Below are 23,142 nucleotides of genomic sequence, written 5' to 3'. Positions count from 1 at the left end.
GCCACGCCGTTCCTCCCCGCGGCCCCACTTCCGCCGCGCCGTGGGCCTGAAAGTGAAGGTGGTTTCGGGAATCCGCAATGTGCAGTGGGGTGTTTCCAACATGAAAGCGTCCGGCCGGGCAGCCCGCCGCCCGGTCCGAAAGCTCGGCAGGCGTTGCGAAACCCACGAAATCACAGGTGTTTTCGTGTGGCGTATCAGGCGTGAACGGCTGGCGGTGTACGGAGCTTGCTTGCATCGGGGCGCTTCCGTCCCAAGGTTTCAGGCAAGGGGCACCAAGGCGAGGGCTGGGGTAGTCACGAGAGGAGATAGGGAAATGTCGGACAAGGACAACAAGGGCAGCATGACGGTGGCCGAAGCGGGCCGGAAGGGTGGCGAGACGGTCCGGAACGAACGCGGTCGCGAGTTCTACGAGACGATCGGCCGCAAGGGCGGCGCCACGGTGAAGGCCGAGCGCGGTCGCTCCTTCTACGAGGAGATCGGCCGCAAGGGCGGCGAGACGGTGAAGGCCGAGCGCGGCGCCAAGTTCTACGAGGAGATCGGCAAGAAGGGTGGCGACCGTGTGAAGGCCACCCGGGGTCCGAACTTCTACGAGGAGATTGGCCGCAAGGGTGGGCAGAAGGTGAAGAAGCTCATCGAAGAGGGCAAGCGGGCCGCGCGTGCCGCCATGGCGGCGCAGGAGGGCACGGCAGGTGCTCCGCCCCAGGAGGGTGCGGCGCCGTCTCCCCCCCCTTCTTCCGGAGAGCCGGCGGGGCCGGGACAGAACGAGTAGCACCGCGAGCGTGGCGCCAGACTCGCGGACCGACTAAGAGGGCCGCGTGTACCTGGTCATCACGTTCCTTGAACAGTTGGAAGGAACCGAGCGGGCCATCCGCCGGCTCCGGGAGTTCGGTATCCCGGAGCCGTTGGTGGTGCGGGCTCGGAGCGCGGCGGCGGCATTGTCCGCCGAGGTCCCCGTGTTCGCGGGGCTCCGCAGTCTGGCGTTGGGCGCCGATGACGATCGCGTCATCCTGGTGAGCCTGTTGCCAGGCCTGCCCGCCGAGGAGATGGAGCGGTTGGTGCAGCGCGTCCAACTGGAAATGGATGCGGACGATCCACCCATGGGACGGCTGGTCGCCATGCCAGTGATTTCCGCGCCCACGCATCGCCGGTCGTGACGGGAAGCGTCCCGTCGTTATAAGCACGGGCTGTGCAAGCGCTGCTCGTCTTCCTATCCATCGCGGCGCTGTCGCTGCTCGCCTCCAGCCGCGCGCTGGACCCGGGGCGCTTTCCAGCGCTGGCGAGACTGGCGGCCAGCGGCTTCCTCTTCGTTCTGCTCGGCATCTTCTTGGGGCCTTCCGTGGCGGGGGTGCTCAGCGAGCGGCACCTGGAGGCCATGCGCCCGGTGATGGCGCTGGGGTTGGGCACCGCGGGCGTGCTGCTGGGCCTGAACCTGGAGCCCCGGCTGCTGCGTCTGTTGCCGCGGTCCGTCTACCTGTCGGGGCTGGCGCACTCCGGAACGGCCTTCTTCTTCGTGGCGCTGCCATTGCTGGTGCCGCTCGTCTTCACGTCCGTCCGGGGGCTGCTCGGCGCGGTGGGCGCGGCGGCGATGTTGGGGGCGGCGGCCAGCCTTTCTTCGGGGCACTCGGCCGTGCTCGCGTGGCGCGCGGGGCGCCTGGACCGGGCGCGTGGCCTGGGCGTGGCGTTGCTCACCATGTTGGATGACGCGGTGGGGCTGGGCGTGCTGGCGTTGGCCTTGATGATCGGCGCCGCCAGCAACGTGGGCGAAGGCCTGGGGCTGGTGTGTCTGGCCTTGCTGCTGGGCGTCATGTGTGGGGCGCTGCTGGCTTTCCTCACACATTCGTTGAAGGACCTGGCGGAGCTGACCACGGTGACGCTGGGCGGCGTGGTGTTGGTGAGCGGCGCGGCGGCGTACCTGCGGGTGTCGCCCTTGCTGGCGGGCGTGGCGTGTGGGGCGACGCTGGCGGTGGTGGGAGGCCGCACCTCGGAGCGCGTGGCCCGCGCGCTGGGCCGGGTGGAGCGGCCCGTGTTCCTGGTGCTCGTGTTCCTGGTGGGCTGCGCGGTGCATGCGCGGGACTACTGGGCCTGGGTGTTGATGCCCGCCTTCGTGGGCCTGCGCTTCCTGGGAAAGATGCTGGGCGGCCGGTTCGCGCGGCGGCTGGTGCAGCAGACGCTCGTGCTGCCACCCCGGCTGGGCTACGCGCTGATCGCCCAGGGCGGCCTGGCGCTGTGCCTGGTGGCGGAGTACGGGATGCTGGTGCCGGGTGTGCTGGCGCGCCGCGTGCTGGACGTGGTGGTGATGGGCGCGGTGGTGAACGAGCTGCTGGCGGGCCAGGCCTTCCAGTACGTGGTGGACCCGCCCCGCAGCATCTCCGCGAACTCGACTGACGGCCACAAGGTGGCGGCATGAAGGGGGCCGTCATCCGGCTGCTGCTGTTGATGGTGCTCCTGGCCATCATCAGCCGGGCGCAGGTGCTCCGGGCTGACTCGGGGACGCCGGTGATGCTGGCGGCGGGCGCGCTGCTGCTGTGCGGCCTGTTCGCGGGAAAGGTGGCCAAGGGCCTGGGTCTGCCTCGCCTCACCGGTTACCTGCTGGTGGGCGTGGCGGTGGGGCCCTATGTGCTGGGCTTCATCCCGAACGCGGGCGTGAAGGGGCTGGAGTTGGTGAAGGGGCTGGCGGTGAGCCTCATCGCGCTGGTGGCCGGCACCGAGCTCCGGCTGGGGCTCATCCGCCGCGTGGGTGCGCGCGTGGCCTTGCTGTGCGCGGCCGTGTGCGGCGTCACCTTCCTGGTGTGCTTCGGGGCCACCTTCGCGCTCAAGCCCTTCCTGCCCTTCCTGGCGGACATGACGGTGCCCCAGGCGCTGGCGGTCAGCGCGCTGCTGTCCACGGTGGTGGTGTCGTTCTCGCCCACCGTCACCATCGCCATCGTCCAGGAGACGAGCGCGCGTGGCGCCTTCACGGAGTTCCTGATGGCGCTGGTCATCATCGGCGACCTGCTGGTGATGGTGGCCTTCGCGCTGGCCGCGGGCCTGACGAAGGCGAGCTTCGGCGGCGGGCTGGACGTGACGGAGCTGTTGGGCGGGGTGGGGTGGGAGCTGTTCGGCTCGGTCGTGGTGGGCCTGGTGCTGGCCGTGGGCATGCTCATCTACATGCGCGGTGTGAAGCGGGAGCTGCCGCTGTTCCTGGTGGGCCTGTGCTTCGCGGCGGCGGAAGGGGGCACGCGCCTGCACCTGTCTCCGCTGCTGGTGTCGCTGGCGGCGGGGGCGCTCATCGCGAACCTGGATGAGCACGCGGGCGAGCGCATCCACAACGCCATCCAGCAGGCGGGGCTGCCGGTGTTCGCGCTCTTCTTCGCCGCGGCGGGCGCGGGGCTGAAGCTGGACTCCCTGCTGACGGTGGGGCCGGCGGCGATGTTGCTGGTCGCGCTGCGCGGCGTGGCCATCTGGTTCTCCTGCCGCCGCTTCGCCCCGGCGGACGACCCGCGACTCAAGCGCTACCTGTGGATGGGACTCATCTCCCAGGCGGGCGTGACGTTTGGCCTGGCGGCCCTGGTGTCCAGGACATTTCCGACCTTTGGCCCCCAGGTGGAGGTGCTCATCGTCGCCATGATTACCGCCCACGAACTGGTGGGGCCGGTCCTCACCCGGCGCGCCTTGGCGGCCTCCGGGGAGATCCGCGCGGACGACGCGCAGGGAACGGCATAGGCTGTCAGGCATCCACACCTTCAGCAGCAGTCCATAGGAGGCACGGAGGACATCATGGCCGCACCCATCCTCGAGGTGGACATGGAGCACCCTTCACCCCGCCACATCCAGCGAGCGGTGGAGGTGCTGGAGCGCGGCGGCCTGCTGGCCTACCCGACGGACACGTACTTCGGGCTCGGCTGCGACTTGAGCTCCAAGAAGGGCATCGAGCGGCTGTACCAGCTCAAGGGGCGCGACAAGAAGAAGCCCCTGTCCTTCCTCTGTCCCGACCTGTCGGACGTGGCCCGCTACGCACACGTGAGCAACTTCGCGTACCGGACCATGAAGAGCCTCACTCCGGGTGCGTTCACCTTCATCCTGGAAGCGACGCGCCTGGTGCCGGACCTGATGATGTCCAAGCAGAAGCAGGTGGGCATCCGGGTGCCTGACGCGTCGCTCGCCCGCGAGCTGGCCCGGGCCCTGGGCCGCCCTCTGGTGACGACCTCCGCGACCAACACGGAGGGTGAGCCCCTCACGGACGCAAAGGATATCAAGGCCGAACTGGGACACGGCCTGGACCTCATCCTTGACGGGGGTGTGACGCTCAATGAACCGTCGACGGTGATTTCGCTCATCGGCGATTCACTTGAAATCCTCCGGCAGGGGAAGGGTAGGCTGGAGGACTAGAACCCGAGAATAGGGGGATTTCTTGGCACAGGGGGGAACACGGCCGAGCTCCGTGGATGCGCCGGAGCAGGTCCCAGGGCCGCTCAAGTTGTTACTGTTGCTACTGTTTCGGCCGGTGGACCTGCACTTCCGGCTGCGGGCCGCGGGCATCCGCGTTCCGGGCGCGCGGCTGGGGACGTTGTGTCGCGAGCAGCCCGAGGGAGACCGGGCCACGGCCGTCTATGTCCGGCGCATGCTGCTGGTGCTGCTCGTCGGCGCGCCGGTGGTGACGCAGGTGCTGGGCCTGGCGCTCGTGACGGCGGGCCTGCCGCTGGAGCGAGGCTGGGTGTTGTCGGCGCTGTTCTGCTCGGCGGTGGGGCTGGTGGTGGCGCAGGTGCTGGGGCTGGCCGCGGGCGTCCTCCTGGGGTCGCTGGCCAGTCTGGCCACGCTGCTGGGCCTGCATGCCACGGCCGCGGATGCCTTCGGGCCGGAGCTGGGTGGGGTGGCGGGCATGGTCGTGGGCATGTGCCTGGGGGGCGTGGCTGGGTTGGCGTGCGGGAGCATCAGCGGCATCGCCATTGGCCGGGGCCCCACCGTGGTGCGGGTCCAACTGGCGGCCATTCTCGCCAGCCTGACACCGATGCTGCTCTGGAGTGGGACGACGAATGCGTCCTACGCCGGCGCGGTGGCCGCCAGTGCGCTGGTGGCCTTCCTGGTGAGCGCGTTCCGGCTCCCTCTGTATGCGCTGGAGGTGCTGGCTTCGGCGGTGGCATATGCCGTGGAGCGCTGGACGGGGCGGCCCACGCTGGGCTGGGTTCCGGTGCGTCACCACAACCTCAGCTATCTGCCGCATCCCTTCCTGGGGCGGCATCTGGCGCTGGCGGTGCGCTCGCGGCCGGCGGAGGTGCTGGCGGTGGCGGATGCCTGCCTGCGCTCGCCGGGGAACATCGTGGTGGGCTGGCCGTGGGTGGTGCAGGCGCTGGAGTCGGCGTCGCCGGAGGGGGCAGGGGAGCCCCGGGCTTGAGCCGCTGAGTTGCCTCGCCGCGCGCCTCCGGTAGCCTGCGCGGCGATGGAAGGAATGCTCGACGCGTTCATCGCCTTCATCCGCGCGGAGCGCGGACTGTCCGGCAAGACGGTGGACGCCTACGCCGCCGACATCAACGTGTACTTCGAGGACCTGCGCTCCCGCGGCGTCTCCGACGTGACGCAGGCGCGTCAGGAAAACGTGTCCGCGCACCTGTCCGCGCTGGGCAAGCGGGGCTTGGGCAAGCGCAGCCAGGCCCGTCACCTGGCGGCCCTGCGCGGCTTCCACCGGTTCCTCGTCGCCGAGCGCATGGCGGACAAGGACCCGACAGAGGACCTGGACACGCCCCGATCCGCCCGGAAGCTGCCGTCGTTCCTCACCCTGGAAGAGGTGGAACAGCTCCTGGCGGCCCCGGACGAGCGCACGTCCACGGGCGTGCGTGACAAGGCCATGCTGGAGGTGCTGTACGCCACTGGCCTCCGCGTGAGCGAGCTGTGCGGGCTGGGCATCAACGACGTGCAGCTCACGGCGGGCTATCTGGTGGCGAAGGGCAAGGGCGCCAAGGAGCGGCTCGTCCCGCTGGGGCGCGTGGCCATCGAGAAGGTCCAGGCGTACCTGGCGGAGTCACGGCCGGCGGTGCTGGGACGGCGCAAGTCCCAGGCGTTGTTCGTCACACCGCGAGGTTCTGGCTTCACCCGGCAGGGCTTCTGGAAGCTGCTCAAGCGGTACGCGCTGAAGGCGGGCATCATGAAGCCGCTGTCGCCGCACAAGCTGCGGCATTCGTTCGCCACGCACCTGGTGGAGCGCGGCGCGGACCTGCGCGCCGTCCAGCAGATGCTGGGGCACGCGGACCTCGCCACGACGCAAATCTACACCCACGTGAACGCCGCCCGGCTGCGGTCCGTGTACGACGAATTCCATCCGCGCAGCGACGTCTTCGTCCCCAAGGCGAAGAAGACGCGAGCCGCCGCGCGGTAGGGGGCGGCCCGGGTCCCCGGGCGCTGCGGAAGGAACGTTCCGTCCGCTGGCGCTCAGCTCCCCACGCTGTGGATGGGGAGGCCGAACGGGTCCGTGTGGGCCCGCCGGGGCCCGCTCCCTGGCAGCGGGGCCACGCGAATCAGCCCGGACGCCATCAGCCGGTGGACGGAGCGGGACGCGGCGAGCTCGCCCATGGCCGCCGTGCGCAGGGCCTGCCGGATGCTCCGGCTGCCGCGCAGCTTCGAGTACAGGTACAGGTCATCCGCCGTCAGGTCGGGCGGGGTGGGGCGCGGAATCGGCTCGAACACCAGGCGCCCGTCCAGCGCGAAGAGCTCGTCGCTAAGGGCCAGCGTCAGGCGAATCTCCGCCTCGCGGTACAGGGCGTGGGCTTCGGGGACGGGGCCCTGCTCCAGGATTTGCGCGGCCAGGGCGACGGCATGGTCATACTGGCCGGCTTCCAGGAAGCGCTTCACCAGGGTGAGCAGCTCCTCCAACTCGGCGGCTTCACCCAATCGGGGGCCGCGGGCCTTGCGCGGGGCCAAGGCCCCCCGCCGGTACAGGTGCAGTACCCAGCGCGCGGCGAAGAGGGGGGCCTCCCGAGCGCTCGCCAGCATCTCTCCCAGCGTGGCGCCGCTCGCCGCCAGGTCCAGCAGGACGTCCTCCTCCTCCGAGTACGTCTCCACGGCGAACTCTCGGAAGACGCGGAACGTCGTGTCCATGCGCGGGAAGATGTCGCGGAACATGCTCCACTCGCGCTGCCGCGTCACCGCGTCGCGGTGCAGCGTGGACAGCGACAGCTTGAGCCCAATCGCCCGGGACGCGGGCGGCAGGCCGGGGGTGAACTCCACCTCGCCGGACTCCCAGGCGTAGCAGTCGAAGAGGGACTCACGCGCCTTGTGCTCCAGGGCCTCGATGAGGCGGGGCAGCTCCACGAAGCAGCGCTGGACCAGGAAGGTGCCGTAGGGCATGCCCGCTCCCTCGGCCGCTTCGAAGGCCGCCGCGGCGCGGGGCGCGTCCAGGATGCGGAGGTTCACCAGGACCTGGGCCAGGTGCTCGCGCGGGTCGTTGGAGCTCTCGCCCACCAGGTAGCCGTCCTTGACGTGGAAGCAGCGCCGCACCGCGCCGCGTTCCACCCTCAGCACCCCTTCAACCCCGGGCGCGCTGAACAGCGGCGGCATCACCAACTGCAAGCGATAGCTGGCGAGACTTCCGTTGAATGGCTCCATGCAGGTGCTTCCTCCAAGGTGGGTTGGCCCGCGTGAGGAACCCCCAGGGTACCGGCGCACCCACCGTGATTCAATTGCAAGTACCTGGATTTGTTCATGATTTCCTGGCGGGGCGCAAAGTTCCAGGGAGAGTCCGTCTTGACTTCCAGTCCTGGACGGAGTCGGAGCAGGACGAACGGAAGGTTGCAGCGCAGCGTCGGGTATGCGAACCAGCCCCGTCCGATTCCCGATTCCGCCTAACCGAATCAGAGCGAGTCCATGCGAATTCTTTCAGGAGTGCAGTCGTCCGGCAGGCTGCACATCGGCAACTACTACGGCGCGCTCCGCCAGTTCGTGCAGCTCCAGGATGAAGGCGAGGGGTACTACTTCATCGCCAACCTGCACGCGCTCACCACCGTGAGGGATCCCAAGGCCGCGCTGGCGCTGACGCGCGAGGCCGCGATGGCCTACCTGTCGCTGGGGTTGGATCCAAAGAAGGCCGTGCTCTTCCGGCAGAGCGACGTGCGCGAGGTGCTGGAGCTGTACTGGATTCTGGGCACCGTGACGCCGCACGCGCACCTGGAGCGGGCCCACAGCTACAAGGACAAGGTGGCCAAGGGCATCAGTCCTGACTTCGGCCTCTTCGCCTACCCGGTGCTGATGGCCGCCGACATCCTGCTCTACAGCGCGGACTTCGTCCCGGTGGGCAAGGACCAGATTCAGCACATCGAGTTCGCGCGCGACTGGGCGGTGAAGTTCAACACCCAGTACGTGCCCGGCTACGACCCGGCCGACCCGGAAGGCAAGGAGCGGGGCCATGCGCCCGGCATCCTCAAGCTGCCCGCGGCGCGCATCCAGGAGGCCACCCAGACGGTGCCCGGCGTCGACGGACAGAAGATGTCCAAGTCCTACGGGAACACCATCGAGCTGTTCGGGGACGAGAAGGAAATCAAGAAGCGCATCATGTCCATCAAGACGGACTCGACGCCGGTGGACGCGCCCAAGCCGGTGCCCACGCAGCCGCCGCCGTCCGGGCTCGTCAGCGATGCGCCGCTCTACGACTTGCTGAAGCTGATGCTTCCCGAGTCCGAGTTCGCCGAGGTGGACGCCACCTGGAAGGCGGGCGGGAAGGGTTACGGCGACTACAAGAAGAAGCTCCTGGAGGCCTACCATGCGGCCTTTGGCCCGGCCCGTCAGCGGTATGCCGAGCTGGCGGCCGACCCGGGTGAGGTGGAGCGCATCCTCCAGGACGGCGCCAACCGGGCCCGGGCCGAGGCGACCCGCCTCATGGACCAGGTCCGCAAGGCCGTGGGAGTCCCATGAGTCCGTGTGCCTGAACGGGCTTTCACTGCCGATTGTTTGACCCACCTGGGGGCCACTGGTATGGGTGTGTGTCCTCCAGGCTCGTGCCCGCTGCCTAAGAAAGTCGGGCCCTTACGCGATGACGCGCCCCCACCCATACCGTTGACGCCATCCAGGACATCCGGTGAGTGAGGAACGTCGCTCGCCGGCCGATGAGGCCCTTCGTGAAGGGGAGTTGCCGCGGAGTCCTGGCGACAACTTCCGCATCGCGCTGCCCAATTTCGAAGGTCCGCTGGACCTGCTGCTCCATCTCATCAAGGAGCATCGGGTCGACATCTTCGACATTCCGCTGGCGCTGATCACGGAGAAGTACCTCGAGCACCTGGAGCGGATGCGGGAGATCAACCTCGACATCGCCGGGGAGTTCCTGGTGATGGCCTCCACGCTGGCGCACCTCAAGAGCCGCATGCTGCTGCCCCGGCAGGACGCCGTCGCGGTGCAGGAGGGGGCGGAGGTGCTCGCGGTCGCCGAGGAGACCGAGGACCCGCGCGCGGAATTGGTGCGGCGCCTGCTGGAGTACCAGAAGTACAAGGATGCCGCTGAACAGCTCGCCACGCAGGACCTGCTCGGCCGCGACGTCTTCGCTCGCAACGTCCCGGTGGAGGCGGTGCCCATCCCCGAAGAGGAGGTGGGTCTCCAGGAGTTCAGCGTCCTCAAGCTGGTGGAGGCGCTCGACCGGGTGCTGGAGCGGTTGCAGCCCAAACTGCAGCACGAGGTGGTCCGGGAGCGCGTGACGCTGTCCGAGGCCATCCTCCGCGTAGTAGAGCGGCTGCGCCCCCATGGACAGGTTCTGTTCGAGAGCTTGTTCACGGAAGAGGAAACCCCGTCGCGACAGGAGGTGGTCATCACCTTCCTGGCCATCCTGGAGATGGTGAAGCGGCGGCTCATCCGGGTGGTGCAGGACGAGCCGATGGGGCCCATCCTGCTGCTGCCCAACGGGGACGCGCTGGAGAAGCTGGCTCCCACGGAGGTCGACGACAGTGACTACCGGTAGCAACGGACCGCAGGACGAGACTCCAGAACCGGGCACGCCCGGCGGCCCCGGCCCGTTCTCCGAAGAGGAAATCGCTGCTGTCACGGGCCCCGGCCCGGCGGACGAGCTGGATGAGCTGGAAGCAGCCTCCATCGAGGAGGACTCGGACGAGGCGCCTCCGGACCTGGAGACGTCGTTCGAGAAGCTCCTCTCCAAGAGCCGCAAGCTGTCCACGGACCGCATCCGCACCGTCATCGAGAGCGTGCTCTTCGTGGCGGAGCGGCCGCTGTCGGTGGACGAGCTGTACATGGCCACCGGCATCGAGCGGGAGCTCATCGCCGAGGCCCTCAACCAGCTCTCCGGCATTCACCGCGACGGCATCAGCGGCATCGTGCTGTACGAGGTGGCGGGCGGTTGGCAGTTCCGGACGGACCCGCATTCGGGTGAATATGTCCGGCGTTACCTGCGGGTGAAGCCACAGCGGCTGACCCGGGCGGCGGTGGAGACGCTGGCCATCATCGCGTACCGGCAGCCGGTGACGCGGCCGGAAATCGAGGACATCCGCGGCGTGGACTGCGGCGCGGTCATCAAGGCGTTGATGGACCGCAAGCTGGTGAAGATCCTGGGCAAGCGCGAAGAAGTAGGGCGGCCCATCCTTTATGGAACGTCGCGTGAGTTCCTGGAGTTCTTCGCACTGAAGGACCTGTCTGCCCTGCCCACGCTGCGTGAGTTCCACGAGCTGACGCAGGAGCACCGGGAGATCGTCGAGAAGGAAGACAAGCCGGCGCCCCCGGCTGCGGGGACGGTGGAAGCGCTGTCGGACCCGGCATTCACGAAGCGGATGGAGAAGAGCGCGGCGGCCAGTGAAGCCGCGCTGGAGGACCTGGAAGAGGCCATGGCGGCCGCAGACCGGACACAAAAGGTCAGCTCCAGCGTCCTGGACACGACGCCCCCGAAACCCGAGACGGGTGATACGACGGGGCCCAAGCCCGAGTGACGGGCAGCATGGAAGAAGGATGGTATGGCGGCCGAACGACTACAGAAGTACCTGGCCCGCGCGGGAGTTGCTTCGCGCCGGCATGCAGAAGAGCTGATTACCGCGGGCCGCGTCGCGGTGAACAACAAGACGGTGACGGAGCTGGGCAGCCGGGTGGAGCCCGGCACGGACCTGGTGACGGTGGACGGGACGCTTGTCACGCCTCCGGATGAATCCTCCTACTTCCTGCTCTACAAGCCCGTTGGCGTCGTGACGACGCTGTCGGATCCGCAGGGCCGGCCCACGGTGGCCAACTACGTGGAAGAGACGGGCAAGCGCCTGTTCCCGGTGGGCCGTCTGGACTACGACGCCGAGGGCGCGCTGCTGTTCACGGATGATGGGGCGCTGGCGCACAAGCTGACGCACCCCAGCTTCCAGGTGCCGCGCACCTACCTGGCGAAGGTGAAGGGCGCCCCGGACGTGGCCACGCTGGACAAGCTGCGCGGCGGCGTGCGGCTCGAGGATGGCATGGCCACGCCGGTGTCGGTGGGCGTGTTCGAGGCCGCGGAGCGGAACACCTGGCTGAAGATTGTCGTGGCGGAAGGGCGCCCGCACCTCATCAAGCGGCTGTGCGCCGCGGTGGGGCACCCGGTGGTGCGTCTGTTCCGTCCGTCCTACGCCGGCGTGGGCGTGGAAGGGCTGCGCCCTGGCGAGCTGCGCCCGCTCAAGACGAGCGAGGTGGAGCTGCTGCACGAGGTGTCGGATGGCAAGACCGCGCCGCCGACGGGTGAGCTGAAGCTGCCTCCGCGCCGGCATGGCCGCGCGGCTCCGGGCTTCGACTCGGACGACGAGGCGGAGCTGTCCATGGATGATGATGCGCCCGTGGCCGCCAAGCCCGCGCGCAAGGCGCCGGCCCGTGCGGCCAAGGCGGCGTCCGCGGGTGGTTCGAGCCTGGCGCGTTTCGGTCGGCCCAAGGGGGCTTCGGCCGAGGGCAAGCCCGCGCGCCGTTCGTTCGGTGGTGATGAGGGCGCGCCGCGTGGCCGCTCCTTCGGCGGTGACAAGGCAGGTGCGCCGCGTGGCCGTGGCGTGGGCCGCTCCTTCGGTAGTGACGAGGGCAAGCCCGCGCGTCGCTCCTTCGGTAGTGACGAGGGCAAGCCCGCGCGCCGTTCCTTCGGTAGTGACGAGGGTAGGCCCGCGCGCCGTTCCTTCGGTGGTGACGAGGGCAAGCCCGCACGCCGTTCCTTCGGCAGTGACGAGGGTAGGCCCGCGCGTCGCTCCTTCGGCAGTGACGAGGGTAGGCCCGCGCGTCGCTCCTTCGGTGGTGACGAGGGCAGGCCCGCGCGCCGTTCCTTCGGTGGTGACGAGGGCAAGCCCGCGCGCCGCTCCTTCGGTAGTGACGAGGGTAGGCCCGCGCGCCGTTCCTTCGGTGGTGACGAGGGCAAGCCCGCACGCCGTTCCTTCGGCAGTGACGAGGGTAGGCCCGCGCGTCGTTCCTTCGGTGGTGACGAGGGCAGGCCCGCGCGCCGCTCCTTCGGTGGTGACGAGGGTAGGCCCGCGCGCCGCTCCTTCGGTGGTGACGAGGGCAAGCCCGCGCGCCGCTCCTTCGGTGGTGACGAGGGCAAGCCCGCGCGCCGCTCCTTCGGTGGTGACGAGGGCAGGCCCGCGCGCCGTTCGTTTGGTGGCGATGAGGGCGCACCGCGCGGCCGTTCCTTCGGCGGTGACAGGGCAGGCGCGCCGCGTGGCCGTGGTGCGGGCCGCTCCTTCGGTGGTGATGAATCGGGCGCTCCTCGGAGCCGTGGTCCGGGTCGGTCCTTCGGCAGTGACACGGGCGCTCGCGGTGCGGGCCGCGCATTCGGTGGTGCTGGCGGCGCCCGTCGCTCGTTTGGCGGTGACGAGGGCGGAGCCTCCAAGATCCGTGGCGCGGGTCGTCCGGAGCGCCGTGAGTGGAGTGCTGGCGGAGACGCCGCACCGCGGACTCGCGCACCGCGCGCGGGTGGCGAAGGCCGTCCGGAGCGCAAGTCGTGGGGTGCTGGCGGCGGCGCCGGCCGTGCCCCGCGGGGTGAAGGCCGTCCGTACTCGCCCCGTTCCGGAGGCGCGGGTGCTGGCCGCCCGGAGCGCCGTGAATGGAAGCCTCGCGCCGAAGGGGCAGACGCTCCGCGTGGCCGGGGTGGTCCTCGCCGTGAGGGCTCCGAGGGCGGACGCCCCGCACGCAGCACCTGGACGCCCACCGACGAAAGCGGGAATCCCCGTGAACGCGTCGTCCGGGCCGGGGCTCGCAAGGGGGCTCCCGCCGAGAAGTCCGGCGGATTCCAGGACTGGGGCAAGAAGAAGGAGCGGGCAAGCGCCCCGAGTTGGAGCAATGAGCGTCCCCGAGGCGGCGCGGGCCGGCCTCCTCCCCGGGGGCCTCGCCGTCCGCGTTGATACATGACGCGGTGGATTGGGCGGGAATCGAGGGGGATTGATATAACCGGCGCCGACTCCTACACCGTTTCCCTCACCGGAGACCGATGCGAACCGGCGCACGCCCCCTCATTCTCGCACTTGCCCTGCTCCTCGGCTGCAACGGCAGCAGGGACCAGCTTCTTGCGGACCTCCAGAGTCCTCGTCCGGAGGTCCGCGCTCTCGCGGTGAAGAAGCTGGCCGGGCAGGGCAACCCGGATGACCTGGTCCTCTTCACTCGAGCGGCGAAGGACTTCGCCGCCATCGTCCGGGCCGAGGCCACCGTGGCGTTGGGAGAGAGCCAGGACGCCCGCGTCGTGGACCTCCTCGGCGAATTGCTCGAGGACCAGGACGAAGAGGTCCAGGGCCGCGCCGCCATGGCGCTGTCCAAGGTGAACAACGAAAAGGCCAAGGCGTACCTCACGCTCCAGTACGGACGGCGGGGCCGGGCCACGCGTCAGGTCATCGTCCAGGCCCTGAAGAACGCCAACGTTCCAGGTGCCATGGCGGAGGTGGTCGCCGCCGAGGCCCGCTCGCAGTGGGACCGCAACCAGCTCGCGTTGACCGAAGGCGCGCTGCCCGAGCGCGTGGGCGCCGCCGAGGAGCTGGGCAAGAGCGGCCGACCCGATGCCGTCAACCGGCTGCTGCCCTTGGTTCGCGACAGCCAGGTCATCCTCGCCGCCGCCGCCGTGCGCGGCCTGGGTGACGCCGGCGATAAGCGCGCGGTGGGTCCCATCGCGCTGCTGCTGGAGGAGAACTTCCCCGAGCTGCGCGAGTCCGCCATCCACGCGCTGATGAAGCTTCAGGATCCGGTGGCCACGCAGCGCCTCCAGATGGTGGCGGTGGAGAAGAGCGCCGTCAGCCCGCTGGCCATCGACGCCATCGTGTCCTTCCCCCGGACGCCGCAGACGGATGCTTCGCTGTGCGCCATCGTCATGGAGGGAGCACCGGCGGAGGCGCTCGTCGCGGGCCGGAGCATGCGCGCGCGCGGCGGTTGTCCGGTGGACCCCATTGGCGAGCGGCTGGCACGTCCGGCCACGGCCGCCAGTGGCCTCCAGGCCGTCGAGGGGCTGGGACCTGCTGCGCTGCCGCTGCTCGGCAAGGTGGTGCCGTGGCTGAGCCATCCGGACGCCACGCTGCGCCTGCTCGCGGTGGAGGCCGTGGCGGAGGTGGGGGATGCCTCCGTGGTGCCCGCGTTGCAGAAGCTCTACGAACAGGAGGTCAAGGGACTGGAAGCGCTGCGCGCCGACTGGGTGACCCAAGCGCTCCCGGAGAAGTTCGGCGTGGGGTTCGACCCTTCGACCATGCCGCCCACCCCGTCGACGCCTGGCATGAAGGATGACCGGCCGTCGCGGCACGCGGACCTGCTGGGGCGCGTGAAGGAGCTCAATGCCGCCCGGGTGCGTGAGTCCGGACGGGACGTGGTGCGGCATCGCGTGCCCACCGAGCTGTATGACGACGTGGCGCCGGAGCGGCTGGTGCCGCTGGCGACGCTGCTGCGAGCGTTGGGGACGCTGAAGGCGCCCGGGGCCCTGGAGCTGCTCACCGGATACACCCAGGATTCCAGCGCCGCGCTGCGCGTGGCGGCCCTGGTGGGACTGGCGCGGCTGGGCCCCGAGGGCGTCAACGTGGCCAAGGCCGGGCTCGTCGAGCCGGACCGCGACCTGCAGAAGGCCCTGGCCCAGGCGCTGGCGGAGGCCGGCGAGGCGGGGCAGGCCGCGCTCATCGAGATGCTGCCGAAGATGGGGAGCGAGAAGCTGCTGGTGTTGGATGCGCTCACGCGTGCCGGCGGTGTGCCGGGCTTCGCTTCCGCGCAGTTCCAGGCCGTGGTGCGCGAAGGTGGACCGGAAGCGGCGCTCGCGGCGGCCCTGCTGGGACGGATTCAGGCGAAGGACGCCGTGCCCACGCTGGTGAAGGCGCTGGACGAGCCCAACAGCGTGGCCCGCCGCGACGTGCTGCTGGCGCTGGGGATCATTGGCGACGCGCAGGCGGCGGACGCGGTGGCCAAGGACCTGTTCCACGACCTGCCCGAGATTCGCGCCGCGGCGGCTTCGTCGCTCCGGAAGCTGGGCGGCGCCGCGCATGCGGACCAGTTGAATGCCCTCAAGGCGGACTACTTCCGGACGGTGCGTGAGGCCGCGGGCGCCGCACCGGCGTCCGAGAGCACCGCGTCGGAGGGCGCTCGCTGATGGAGTTGCGCAAGCTCAAGGACAAGGCGTCCGAGGCTTTCACCAAGGGACGCTTTTCCAAGGCGGCGGAGCTCTACGAGGACTACTGCCGGGCCGAGCCCAAGGACCATCAGTCACGCCTGCGCTCCGGGGATGCCTGGGTGAAGGCAGGGCAGCGGGACCGGGCCATCTCGGCGTATCAATCCGCCGCCGAAGGCTTCGCGCGCGAGGGGTTCCTTCCGCGCGCCATCGCCGCGAGCAAGCTCATCCTCGAGCTGGACCCGGCTCACCGCGGCGTGCAGCAGATGATCGCGGACCTGTACGCGCGCCGAGGGACGCCCATGGGCGCACGCGCCCGGGGCCCGATGAGCAGCGCGTCGTCCGTGGCGGTGAAGGCATCCTCCGAGCCCGCTGTGACGTCGCGCCTGCCCGAGGCAGTGCGCGCGGCCGTCGCCGCCATTGATTTGGGGGAGGGGTTGGTGGCCGGCGGTCCCGCGGTGGACCTGTCCGCGGAGCTGCCTCCAGAGCTGTTGTTGTCGACCGACGCGTCCACGCGTGGCACCGAAGAAGTCGTCCACTCGGTCGAGGTAGGACTGGCGTCGGAAGAGGGGACCGCTGGCGTTGAGTTGACGCTGGACATGGAGCCCGTCGTGGCAGGGACGCTGGTGGACGACGCGTGCGGAACCGATTCGATGGCGTCCGCATTGACCACGTCTGTCCAGGCATCCACGAGCGTGGTGGCCTCAATCCCGCCCCCGATGGCCATCCGTGAGCCAGAAGCGCCGCCGCTCGCGACCCGGATTCCCGCTGTTCAACCCGGAGGCGCGCGTCCGGCGACGAGCGCGTTGCCGCCAGGACTGGCACCGCGCGCGTCGCAGCGGCTGCCCGCGGTGGGCGCTGCTCGCGCGCCCGAACCCGCGCCGGCCGAACCGCCACGGTCCGTCTCGAACAGCGGCCGCTGGCAAGCCCTGTCGTCGCCCATCACCACGCAGGCAGCGCCCGCCGCTGCTGAAGCCGCGGCCTCCTCCGCGCCCCCAGGACTGCGGTCGCGCCGTGCCGACCCACCGGTCCCCGCGGGCGCCACCGCGCTCCCGGGCCACGACCTGTCCCCCGCGCTGGGCGCCTCCTTCCGGACGGCGACGAGTCCGTCCTCCTTCACCGAGTTGGAGCTGGAAGCCGACTCCCTGTTGCACGCGGTGGAGCTTGCCGCGCAGGCGGGCTTGGATCGACAAGGCCTGGGGACCACGTCCATCAGCGACGGCATCGAGGAAGAGATCTACAGCCTGCCGGAGGAGGTCCCTCCCGAAGCGGGTTCCCTGGACGCGCTGCCCACGATTCCGCTCTTCTCGGACCTGCCTCGCGACGCCTTCATCGAGCTGTTCGAGCGCTGCCCGCTGCGCCGCTTCGGCCCGGGCGAGCGAATCATCGACCAGGGCAGCCACGGCGATGCTTTCTACGTCGTCTGCGAGGGCGCGGTGCGCGTCTTCCGGACGGAGGAGGGCCAGCGCCAGGACATCGCGACGCTCGAAGGAGGCACCTTCTTCGGAGAGATGGCCCTGCTGTCCGGCGCGGCGCGCACGGCCTCGGTGGAGTCCGCGTCTGACGACACCCAGCTCCTGGAGATCTCCGCCAGCGTGCTCGCCGAGCTCTCGGGAAGCCACCCGCAGGTGGCCCGGGCCCTGAAGAAGTTCTGCCGGCAGCGCATGCTGACGAACGTGATGAACACGTCGGAGCTGTTCCGCCTCTTCGGACGGAAGGACCGGCGCGCGCTCGTGGAGCGCTTCCGCTCCCGGGACGTGGAGCGTGACACCGTCATCATCCGTGATGGCGACCCGACGGACGGCCTCTACGTGGTCCTGTCCGGCGAGGTGGAGGTGCGCAAGGACGGCCACCTGCTGACGCAGCTCCGGGAAGGGGACGTGTTCGGAGAGATTTCCCTGCTCCAGAAGACGCCAGCCACCGCGACCGTCACCGCCACCCGGCACACCACGCTGCTGCGGTTGCCGCGCGCCGACTTCGACGCGCTCATCTCCAGCCACCCGCAGATCCTGGCCCTGATTTCCAACCTGAGCGACGAACGGCTCCGGCGCACGCAGCGCGTGCTGACCGAAGCCGGCGTTGAGGAAGACCTCATCCTCGTCTGACGTCAGCGGACCTTGGCGAGGTAGTCGTCTCGCGTCACCAGTCCGCGCGTCTCCAGGAGCTCCAGCATGGCCCGCAGCGAGCGGGCCTGCTGAGCCACCATCCGCTCCAGCCCCGCCACCTGCTGCGTCAGCTCCTCCACGCGCTGGGTGAGCTCCGTCTCACGGCCGGGCTGCGCCAGGGCTGCCGAGGCCGCGCGCACGGTCATGGACAGGGGTGCGCTTTCGGCGGGGGGCGCCAGTTCGAAAGTGGGCTCGTCCATGCCGAAGGACAGCGGGGTCGCCGTCGTGGAGGTGACCTCCCCGTGGTAGTGGCGGCGGATGGCGCGTTCGATGGACGAGGCGCTCGAGACGACCACCTGGATGCGCTGGCCACAGTGGAAGGCCAGCTCCTGGAACGCCTCCACGTTGGTGGGGTCGGCGGTGGCGACGGTGAGCGTCTTCGTGGCCGGATCCGCGGCGATGGGAAAGACGGTGTAGCGCTCGGCGATGTCCGCCCGGAGCGCCTGCAACACCACCACGGACGGCGTGTGCTGCTCCAAATCCACCGTGGGAATGGCGAGCTGCCGCGACAGGGCGTGGACCATGGAGCTTTCGTCCACGTACCCCATCTGCACCAGGGTGAGGCCCAGCTTGCCGCCCCATTTGCGTTGTTCCGCGAGGGCGGAGCGGAGCTGGGTTTCCAAGAGGAGCCCGGCGTCCATGAGAATCTCCCCAAGCCGGCGCTTGCGGCCAGGGAGCGAGACAGAGGGTGTGACAGGCGGCTGTTTCACGGCCGTGAAGCATAGCAGCCAGTCAGGCACTACCGGAGACCAGCTAACACCTCGGAGGCTGGGGAGGAGCGTGAGGGCAGGGAATGGGGTAGAACAGTCCCTACATGACGCGACGGATACTGCCGTTTCTCGCACTGCTGCTGGCTTCGGGCTGTGCGTCGCAGCGCCTGGCTGGCGCGGACCTGGACCGCGTCCGGCGTCCGGCCTTCATCTCCCGCATCGAGGACGGGGCCGGCCCCAAGAGCCACGTGTTCCGCGAGGACTCGGCGTACCGGAACAAGCTCAAGAAGCTGGAGCCGGTGGAGGCGGACCGGCGGCTGACGGTGAAGCTGCTTCAGGCCGTCACGCGCTTCGAGATCTCCGAGCGCCTCCGGGTCACCACGTTGTCGCAACTGCCGCGTGAGTTCCCGTGGACGCACGTGGTGGACCCCGCGCGGGTGGCCTCGGTGCTGGAGAGCTTCCTGGTGGAGGAGGTGCCGGCCAACGCACCGGACTACGACCTGGTGGCGTCGCTGGGCGCGGACACCATCGTCGAGTTCGTCATCCAGGACTACGGCATGCGCAGCGATGACGGCCGTGCGGGCGCGTACCTGCGAGGCTATGGCCGCATGTTCACCCTGGACGGGCGCACGGAGGTGTGGCGCCGCCCGTTCGCCATGGACCAGGTCGCCGAGGGCAAGGAGCACCTGGACCCGTTCAAGGTGGGCAAGGACCCGTCACTCTTCCGCGCGGCGATGACGTCCATGCTGGACGAGGTGGCGCGAATGTTCGTGAAGGACCTGACGCCCACCGACCGCGGCGGCGCGCCGCCGCCCCGGGCTTCCGCGGCGGCTTCGGACGTGGTTCCCGGCAAGGCGGGCGCCCCGGCTCCGGCACCCGAGGCGACGAAGCCTCCGGAAGACGAGCTGGCGCCCGGCGAGCTGCCGGACCCCGACCCCTGAGTCACACGGTCTGCTTCAGAACAGCGCGTGCTCCACCAGGAGCACGGTCAGCCCCACGACGAAGCTGACGAGCGTCACCGGGAGGCCCACGCGAAGGAAGCGCAGGAAGCTCATGTTGACCTTCCCGCGCGCGGCCTCGAACACGATGAGGTTGGCCACGCTCCCCACCAGCGTGAGGTTGCCCGCCAGCGTGGAGCCCAGCGCGAGCACGTGCCAGCCCAGCTCCACGTCGTGCAGCGTGGGCACCCACGTCCGCGCCAGCATGACGAAGGGCACGTTGCTGAACAGGTTGGACGCCACCAGCGTCAGCCCCGCGAAGCCCAGCGTCTCCCGCAGGGGCGGGCCCGCCATGAGGGGCTCGAACAGGACGCGGATGTCCTCCGCGTAGCCGTGCTTGTTCACGCCATAGACGACCACGAACAGGCTGGCGAAGAAGAGCAGCAGCACCCAGTCCACGCGCTCCAGCGCCTCGCGTGGCTCGCGGCGGGCCAGGGCCATCACCAGGGCCGCGCCGGCCAGGGCGCTCCAGCTCATGGGCAGCCCGGCGAAGAAGGCCACGACAACCCCGGACAGCACCGTCAAGGTGAGCACCATCATGCCCCGGTCCACTGGCGGAGGCGGAGGGTGGGGCTCGAATTGCTTCACGGGCAGGTCATGCCGGAACAGGTACAGGAGTCCGGCGGCGACCACCGCCGTGGAGAGCAGGGCAGGCAGGGCCATGTACGCCGCGAAGCTGGCGTAGGACAGCCCGGAGGCTCCCTGGATGAGCATGTTCTGCGGGTTTCCGGTGAAGGTCGCCACCGAGCCGCTGTTGCTGCCCATGCACACCGCGAGCAGGTACGGAGCCGGTGGCAGGCGCGCGTCCTCCACGGTGGCCAGCACCAGGGGCGTGAGCATCAAGCACACCGTGTCATTCACCAGGAACGCGGACAGCGCGGCCGAAATGAACGTCACGGCGAGCAGCAACCGCCGGGGCGTGTGCGCCCTGCGCACGGCCCACGCGCCCGCGGTGCGGAAGAAGGACGCCTGGGACATGTACGCTGCCAGCAGCATCATCCCCAGCAGGAGGACGATGGTGTCCGCGTCGATGGCGTGACGGTTCGCGTCGGCGCTGTGGTTGTAGACCTCGGCGGGAGTGACGACGCCGAAGACGACCATCAGCACGGCGCCCAGCAGCGCGCCCCCGGGGCGGTCCAGCTTCAGGTACGGAAGGCGCGCACCGGCGATGAAGACGTAGGTGAACAGGAAGATGGCGAGGGCCACGGCGCGGCACACTAGTGGAGTGCCCGCACGTCCGCCTCTGCGCGGATTGGCTGGAGCTCAAACCAATGAGGCGCGCTCCCGCGTTGTTTGCCTCGGTATACGTCTGTACAGTGCCCGGCCCATGAAGCCAGAGAAGGAACCGGGCGCTTTCGGAGGGGCCCGTCGCACGCCGTGGAACGCGCCTCGCGGGTTGGACTCCGTGCTGGAGGGGTGGCGGTCGGACCGGCAGCTCCGCTCCTGCTTCGTCCTGGATGAGGCCACCCCCGCGAGGGCGGGCGTCTTCGCGCCCATTCCGGAAGAGGTGGCGCCCCAGGTGCGCGACGCGCTCGAGAAGAGAGGCATCCAGCAGCTCTTCTCGCACCAGGCGGAGGCGTACCGGCTGGCTCGGGCGGGCCAGAGCCTGGTCATCGCCACGCCCACCGCCTCCGGCAAGAGCCTTTGTTACAACCTGCCGCTGCTGGACCGCTTCGCGCGGGAGCCCCAGGCGCGGGCGCTGTACCTGTTTCCCACCAAGGCCCTGTCCAGAGATCAGGAAGAGTCCCTGCGCGCGCTGATGCGCGAGGCGGGCCTGTCCCACGGCGCCATCACCTTCGATGGTGACACGCCGGCGGATGCGCGCCGGGCCGCGCGGGAGCGCAGCGGCGTGCTGCTCACCAACCCGGACATGCTGCACACGGGCATCCTCCCGCATCACGCGAGCTGGGCGCGCCTGTTCTCCAACCTGCGCTACGTCGTCATCGACGAGCTCCACACGTACCGGGGCGTCTTCGGCTCTCACCTGGCCAACGTGCTGCGCAGGCTCCAGCGCGTGGCGCGCTTCCACGGCGCGGACCCGGTGTTCGTCGCGGCGTCGGCCACTATTGGCAATCCGGAGGCCCACGCGCGGCGGATGCTCGGGCGGGACGTGACGCTGGTGTCTGAGAGCGGGGCGCCTTCCGGCGAGCGCCGCGTCATGGTGTTCAACCCCCCCGTGGTGAACGCGGAGCTGGGCATCCGGGCCAGCTACCTCAAGACGGCGGTGCGGCTGACGGCCGACCTGGTGCGCGCGGGTGTGTCCACGCTGCTCTTCGGGCAGTCGCGCAACAACATCGAGGTGATGCTCAAGTACCTCCGCGACCGCTTCGTCGAGGAGAAGTTGGACCCGTCCCTCATCCAGGGCTACCGCGGTGGGTACCTGCCGGGCACTCGGCGCGCCACGGAGGCGGCGTTGCGTGCGGGTGAAGTCCGCTGCGTGGTGGCCACCAACGCGCTGGAGCTGGGGATCGACATCGGCTCGCTGGACGCGGTGGTGTGCGCGGGCTACCCGGGTTCGGTGGCGGCGCTGATGCAGCGATTCGGCCGGGCAGGGCGGCGCGGTGAGGGGAGCCTGGCGCTGCTGGTGACGTCGAGCGCGCCCCTGGACCAGTACCTCGCCGGCGACCCGCGCTTCCTCGTGGGCTCGCCGGTGGAGCACGCGCGCATCGACCCGGACAACGTGGAGATTCTGGTCCAGCACCTCAAGTGCGCTTCCTTCGAATTGCCGTTCGAGGAGGGAGAGCCCTTCGGGGACGTGCCGCCGGAGTCCACCACGGAGGCGCTCGGATTCCTCGCGCAGCACGAGGTGGTGCACCCCACCGTGGGCGAGGCGGGCCGTCGCGTGTTCCACTGGTCCACGGATGCGTATCCAGCCAACCACGTGTCACTGCGCAGCGTGGGCTGGGACAACGTGGTCATCATCGAGAAGGGGACGGACCGGACGCTGGCGGAGATGGACTTCCGTTCGGCACACACGATGCTGCACGAACAGGCCATCTACCAACACGAGGCCGAGCAGTATCAAGTCGAGCGCTTCGACTACGAGAACCACAAGGCCTTCGTGCGGAAGGTGGCGCCGGACTACTTCACCGACGCGATGACCTACGTGCGCGTGCACGTCATCCAGGAGGACCAGGCCGCGCCCATGGGCCCGGACCTTCAGGCGGGCATGGGCGAGGTGAGCGTCATCGAGAAGGTCGTGGGGTACAAGAAGATCAAGTACCACACGCATGAGAACGTCGGTTACGGCGACGTGGCGCTGCCGGAGATGCAGATGCACACCACGGCGCTCTGGCTGACGGTGCCGGAGACGGTGGTGCGCGCCATGCGGGCGCCGCGCCCGGCGGTCATCGATGCGCTTCGTGGCCTGACCACGGCGCTGCGCACGGTGGCGTGCGTGGGGTTGATGATCGACCCTCGGGATATCGGCAAGACGCTGGGGAGCCGGGATGACGCGGAGGGACCGCCGCGCAAGGATGGTGGCGTGGGCTTCGACCCGACGCTGTTCCTGTACGACAACGTGCCCGGCGGAGTGGGGCTGGCGGCGCGGCTGTACGACCAGCGGGACGAACTGCTGAACCGTGCGCGCCGACTGCTGGAGTCGTGCACGTGCGAGGATGGCTGTCCGGCGTGTATCGGCCCAGCTGCGGGTGCGATGCCGGGACAGGCGCCCGTGGACCCGCATCCGCGCAAGCGACTGGCGCTCGACGTGCTATCGGCGTTGGGCATCGCGGGAATGCAGTAACCGGGAGGCGCGG

General features: G+C 69.8%; 18 protein-coding genes. 15 read left to right on the top strand and 3 right to left on the bottom strand.

Annotated features, from left to right (window positions below; translation table 11 throughout):
• Window positions 1–313 precede the first annotated feature (313 nt).
• The 7 genes from OZ403_RS20000 to xerD are packed head-to-tail and all read left to right on the top strand — an operon-like array spanning window position 314 to window position 6,349.
• The gene (locus OZ403_RS20000) at window positions 314–769 is read left to right on the top strand and encodes a general stress protein (protein ID WP_140792062.1); all 456 of its coding nucleotides are present in this window, start codon (window positions 314–316) and stop codon (window positions 767–769) included.
• Between the two features lie 46 nt (window positions 770–815).
• Window positions 816–1,154 (top strand): hypothetical protein, encoded by a 339-nt coding sequence (locus OZ403_RS19995; protein WP_140792060.1) that lies wholly within the window; start codon window positions 816–818, stop codon window positions 1,152–1,154.
• Between the two features lie 32 nt (window positions 1,155–1,186).
• Window positions 1,187–2,407, top strand: coding sequence for a sodium:proton exchanger (locus tag OZ403_RS19990; RefSeq protein WP_140792059.1), 1,221 nt, complete (start codon window positions 1,187–1,189; stop codon window positions 2,405–2,407).
• Complete coding sequence (locus OZ403_RS19985) at window positions 2,404–3,702, top strand: cation:proton antiporter (protein WP_140792058.1); 1,299 nt, start codon at window positions 2,404–2,406, stop codon at window positions 3,700–3,702. Before OZ403_RS19990 ends, OZ403_RS19985 begins: the two co-directional genes overlap by 4 nt.
• A 54-nt stretch (window positions 3,703–3,756) precedes the next feature.
• The gene (locus OZ403_RS19980) at window positions 3,757–4,368 is read left to right on the top strand and encodes an L-threonylcarbamoyladenylate synthase (protein ID WP_140792056.1); all 612 of its coding nucleotides are present in this window, start codon (window positions 3,757–3,759) and stop codon (window positions 4,366–4,368) included.
• A gap of 22 nt (window positions 4,369–4,390) precedes the next feature.
• Window positions 4,391–5,371, top strand: coding sequence for a hypothetical protein (locus OZ403_RS19975; RefSeq protein ID WP_268781473.1), 981 nt, complete (start codon window positions 4,391–4,393; stop codon window positions 5,369–5,371).
• 45 nt (window positions 5,372–5,416) lie between these two features.
• A complete protein-coding gene (gene xerD, locus OZ403_RS19970) occupies window positions 5,417–6,349 on the top strand; it encodes a site-specific tyrosine recombinase XerD (RefSeq protein ID WP_268781472.1) in 933 nt (310 codons plus the stop codon).
• A gap of 53 nt (window positions 6,350–6,402) precedes the next feature.
• Here xerD and OZ403_RS19965 read toward each other — a convergent pair whose 3' ends face one another.
• The gene (locus OZ403_RS19965; protein ID WP_140792050.1) at window positions 6,403–7,575 is read right to left on the bottom strand and encodes a DUF4388 domain-containing protein; all 1,173 of its coding nucleotides are present in this window, start codon (window positions 7,573–7,575) and stop codon (window positions 6,403–6,405) included.
• A 258-nt stretch (window positions 7,576–7,833) separates the two neighbouring features.
• Here OZ403_RS19965 and trpS point away from each other — a divergent pair, with 258 nt between their 5' ends.
• The 6 genes from trpS to OZ403_RS19935 all read left to right on the top strand — a co-directional run bounded on the left by trpS (window position 7,834) and on the right by OZ403_RS19935 (window position 17,616).
• The gene (gene trpS / locus OZ403_RS19960; RefSeq protein ID WP_140792048.1) at window positions 7,834–8,877 is read left to right on the top strand and encodes a tryptophan--tRNA ligase; all 1,044 of its coding nucleotides are present in this window, start codon (window positions 7,834–7,836) and stop codon (window positions 8,875–8,877) included.
• Between the two features lie 163 nt (window positions 8,878–9,040).
• Window positions 9,041–9,910 (top strand): segregation and condensation protein A, encoded by an 870-nt coding sequence (locus OZ403_RS19955; RefSeq protein WP_140792046.1) that lies wholly within the window; start codon window positions 9,041–9,043, stop codon window positions 9,908–9,910.
• Window positions 9,897–10,886: an SMC-Scp complex subunit ScpB gene (gene scpB / locus OZ403_RS19950; RefSeq protein ID WP_090494442.1), complete on the top strand. Its 990-nt coding sequence runs from the start codon at window positions 9,897–9,899 to the stop codon at window positions 10,884–10,886. Before OZ403_RS19955 ends, scpB begins: the two co-directional genes overlap by 14 nt.
• A gap of 24 nt (window positions 10,887–10,910) precedes the next feature.
• Complete coding sequence (locus tag OZ403_RS19945; RefSeq protein ID WP_268781471.1) at window positions 10,911–13,286, top strand: pseudouridine synthase; 2,376 nt, start codon at window positions 10,911–10,913, stop codon at window positions 13,284–13,286.
• An 86-nt stretch (window positions 13,287–13,372) separates the two neighbouring features.
• Window positions 13,373–15,493, top strand: coding sequence for a HEAT repeat domain-containing protein (locus OZ403_RS19940; RefSeq protein WP_140792042.1), 2,121 nt, complete (start codon window positions 13,373–13,375; stop codon window positions 15,491–15,493).
• Entirely contained in the window at window positions 15,493–17,616 is a 2,124-nt protein-coding gene (locus OZ403_RS19935; RefSeq protein ID WP_268781470.1) for a cyclic nucleotide-binding domain-containing protein, read from the top strand. Before OZ403_RS19940 ends, OZ403_RS19935 begins: the two co-directional genes overlap by 1 nt.
• 2 nt (window positions 17,617–17,618) lie before the next feature.
• Here OZ403_RS19935 and OZ403_RS19930 read toward each other — a convergent pair whose 3' ends face one another.
• Window positions 17,619–18,317 (bottom strand): general secretion pathway protein GspE, encoded by a 699-nt coding sequence (locus tag OZ403_RS19930; RefSeq protein WP_268781469.1) that lies wholly within the window; start codon window positions 18,315–18,317, stop codon window positions 17,619–17,621.
• 173 nt (window positions 18,318–18,490) lie between these two features.
• On the opposite strand from OZ403_RS19930, the gene OZ403_RS19925 reads away from it, so the two are divergent.
• A complete protein-coding gene (locus OZ403_RS19925) occupies window positions 18,491–19,327 on the top strand; it encodes a hypothetical protein (protein WP_174258837.1) in 837 nt (278 codons plus the stop codon).
• Between the two features lie 15 nt (window positions 19,328–19,342).
• On the opposite strand, the gene OZ403_RS19920 is transcribed toward OZ403_RS19925, so the two are convergent.
• Window positions 19,343–20,590 (bottom strand): SLC13 family permease, encoded by a 1,248-nt coding sequence (locus tag OZ403_RS19920; protein ID WP_140792036.1) that lies wholly within the window; start codon window positions 20,588–20,590, stop codon window positions 19,343–19,345.
• Window positions 20,591–20,711: 121 nt separating this feature from the next.
• Between OZ403_RS19920 and OZ403_RS19915 the strand changes: the two genes are divergently transcribed.
• On the top strand, window positions 20,712–23,129 hold the full coding sequence (locus OZ403_RS19915) for a DEAD/DEAH box helicase (RefSeq protein WP_237078403.1): 2,418 nt from the start codon (window positions 20,712–20,714) through the stop codon (window positions 23,127–23,129).
• Window positions 23,130–23,142 lie beyond the last annotated feature (13 nt).

It is taken from the genome of Myxococcus sp. NMCA1 (genome assembly GCF_026810205.1).
Taxonomy (GTDB): Bacteria; Myxococcota; Myxococcia; order Myxococcales; family Myxococcaceae; genus Myxococcus; species Myxococcus xanthus_A.
The sequence above is the reverse complement of the archived record's forward strand: the minus strand, read 5'-3'. Positions and strand labels throughout refer to the sequence as shown.

Excerpts from the sequence above, each read along its gene's own strand:
- OZ403_RS20000 (WP_140792062.1), top strand. The coding sequence starts at position 314 with ATGTCGGACAAGGACAACAAGGGCAGCATGACGGTGGCCGAAGCGGGC.
- OZ403_RS19985 (WP_140792058.1), top strand. The coding sequence starts at position 2,404 with ATGAAGGGGGCCGTCATCCGGCTGCTGCTGTTGATGGTGCTCCTGGCC.
- OZ403_RS19980 (WP_140792056.1), top strand. The coding sequence starts at position 3,757 with ATGGCCGCACCCATCCTCGAGGTGGACATGGAGCACCCTTCACCCCGC.
- xerD (WP_268781472.1), top strand. The coding sequence starts at position 5,417 with ATGGAAGGAATGCTCGACGCGTTCATCGCCTTCATCCGCGCGGAGCGC.
- OZ403_RS19965 (WP_140792050.1), bottom strand. The coding sequence starts at position 7,575 with ATGGAGCCATTCAACGGAAGTCTCGCCAGCTATCGCTTGCAGTTGGTG.
- trpS (WP_140792048.1), top strand. The coding sequence starts at position 7,834 with ATGCGAATTCTTTCAGGAGTGCAGTCGTCCGGCAGGCTGCACATCGGC.
- OZ403_RS19945 (WP_268781471.1), top strand. The coding sequence starts at position 10,911 with ATGGCGGCCGAACGACTACAGAAGTACCTGGCCCGCGCGGGAGTTGCT.
- OZ403_RS19940 (WP_140792042.1), top strand. The coding sequence starts at position 13,373 with ATGCGAACCGGCGCACGCCCCCTCATTCTCGCACTTGCCCTGCTCCTC.
- OZ403_RS19935 (WP_268781470.1), top strand. The coding sequence starts at position 15,493 with ATGGAGTTGCGCAAGCTCAAGGACAAGGCGTCCGAGGCTTTCACCAAG.
- OZ403_RS19930 (WP_268781469.1), bottom strand. The coding sequence starts at position 18,317 with ATGGACGCCGGGCTCCTCTTGGAAACCCAGCTCCGCTCCGCCCTCGCG.
- OZ403_RS19925 (WP_174258837.1), top strand. The coding sequence starts at position 18,491 with ATGACGCGACGGATACTGCCGTTTCTCGCACTGCTGCTGGCTTCGGGC.
- OZ403_RS19915 (WP_237078403.1), top strand. The coding sequence starts at position 20,712 with ATGAAGCCAGAGAAGGAACCGGGCGCTTTCGGAGGGGCCCGTCGCACG.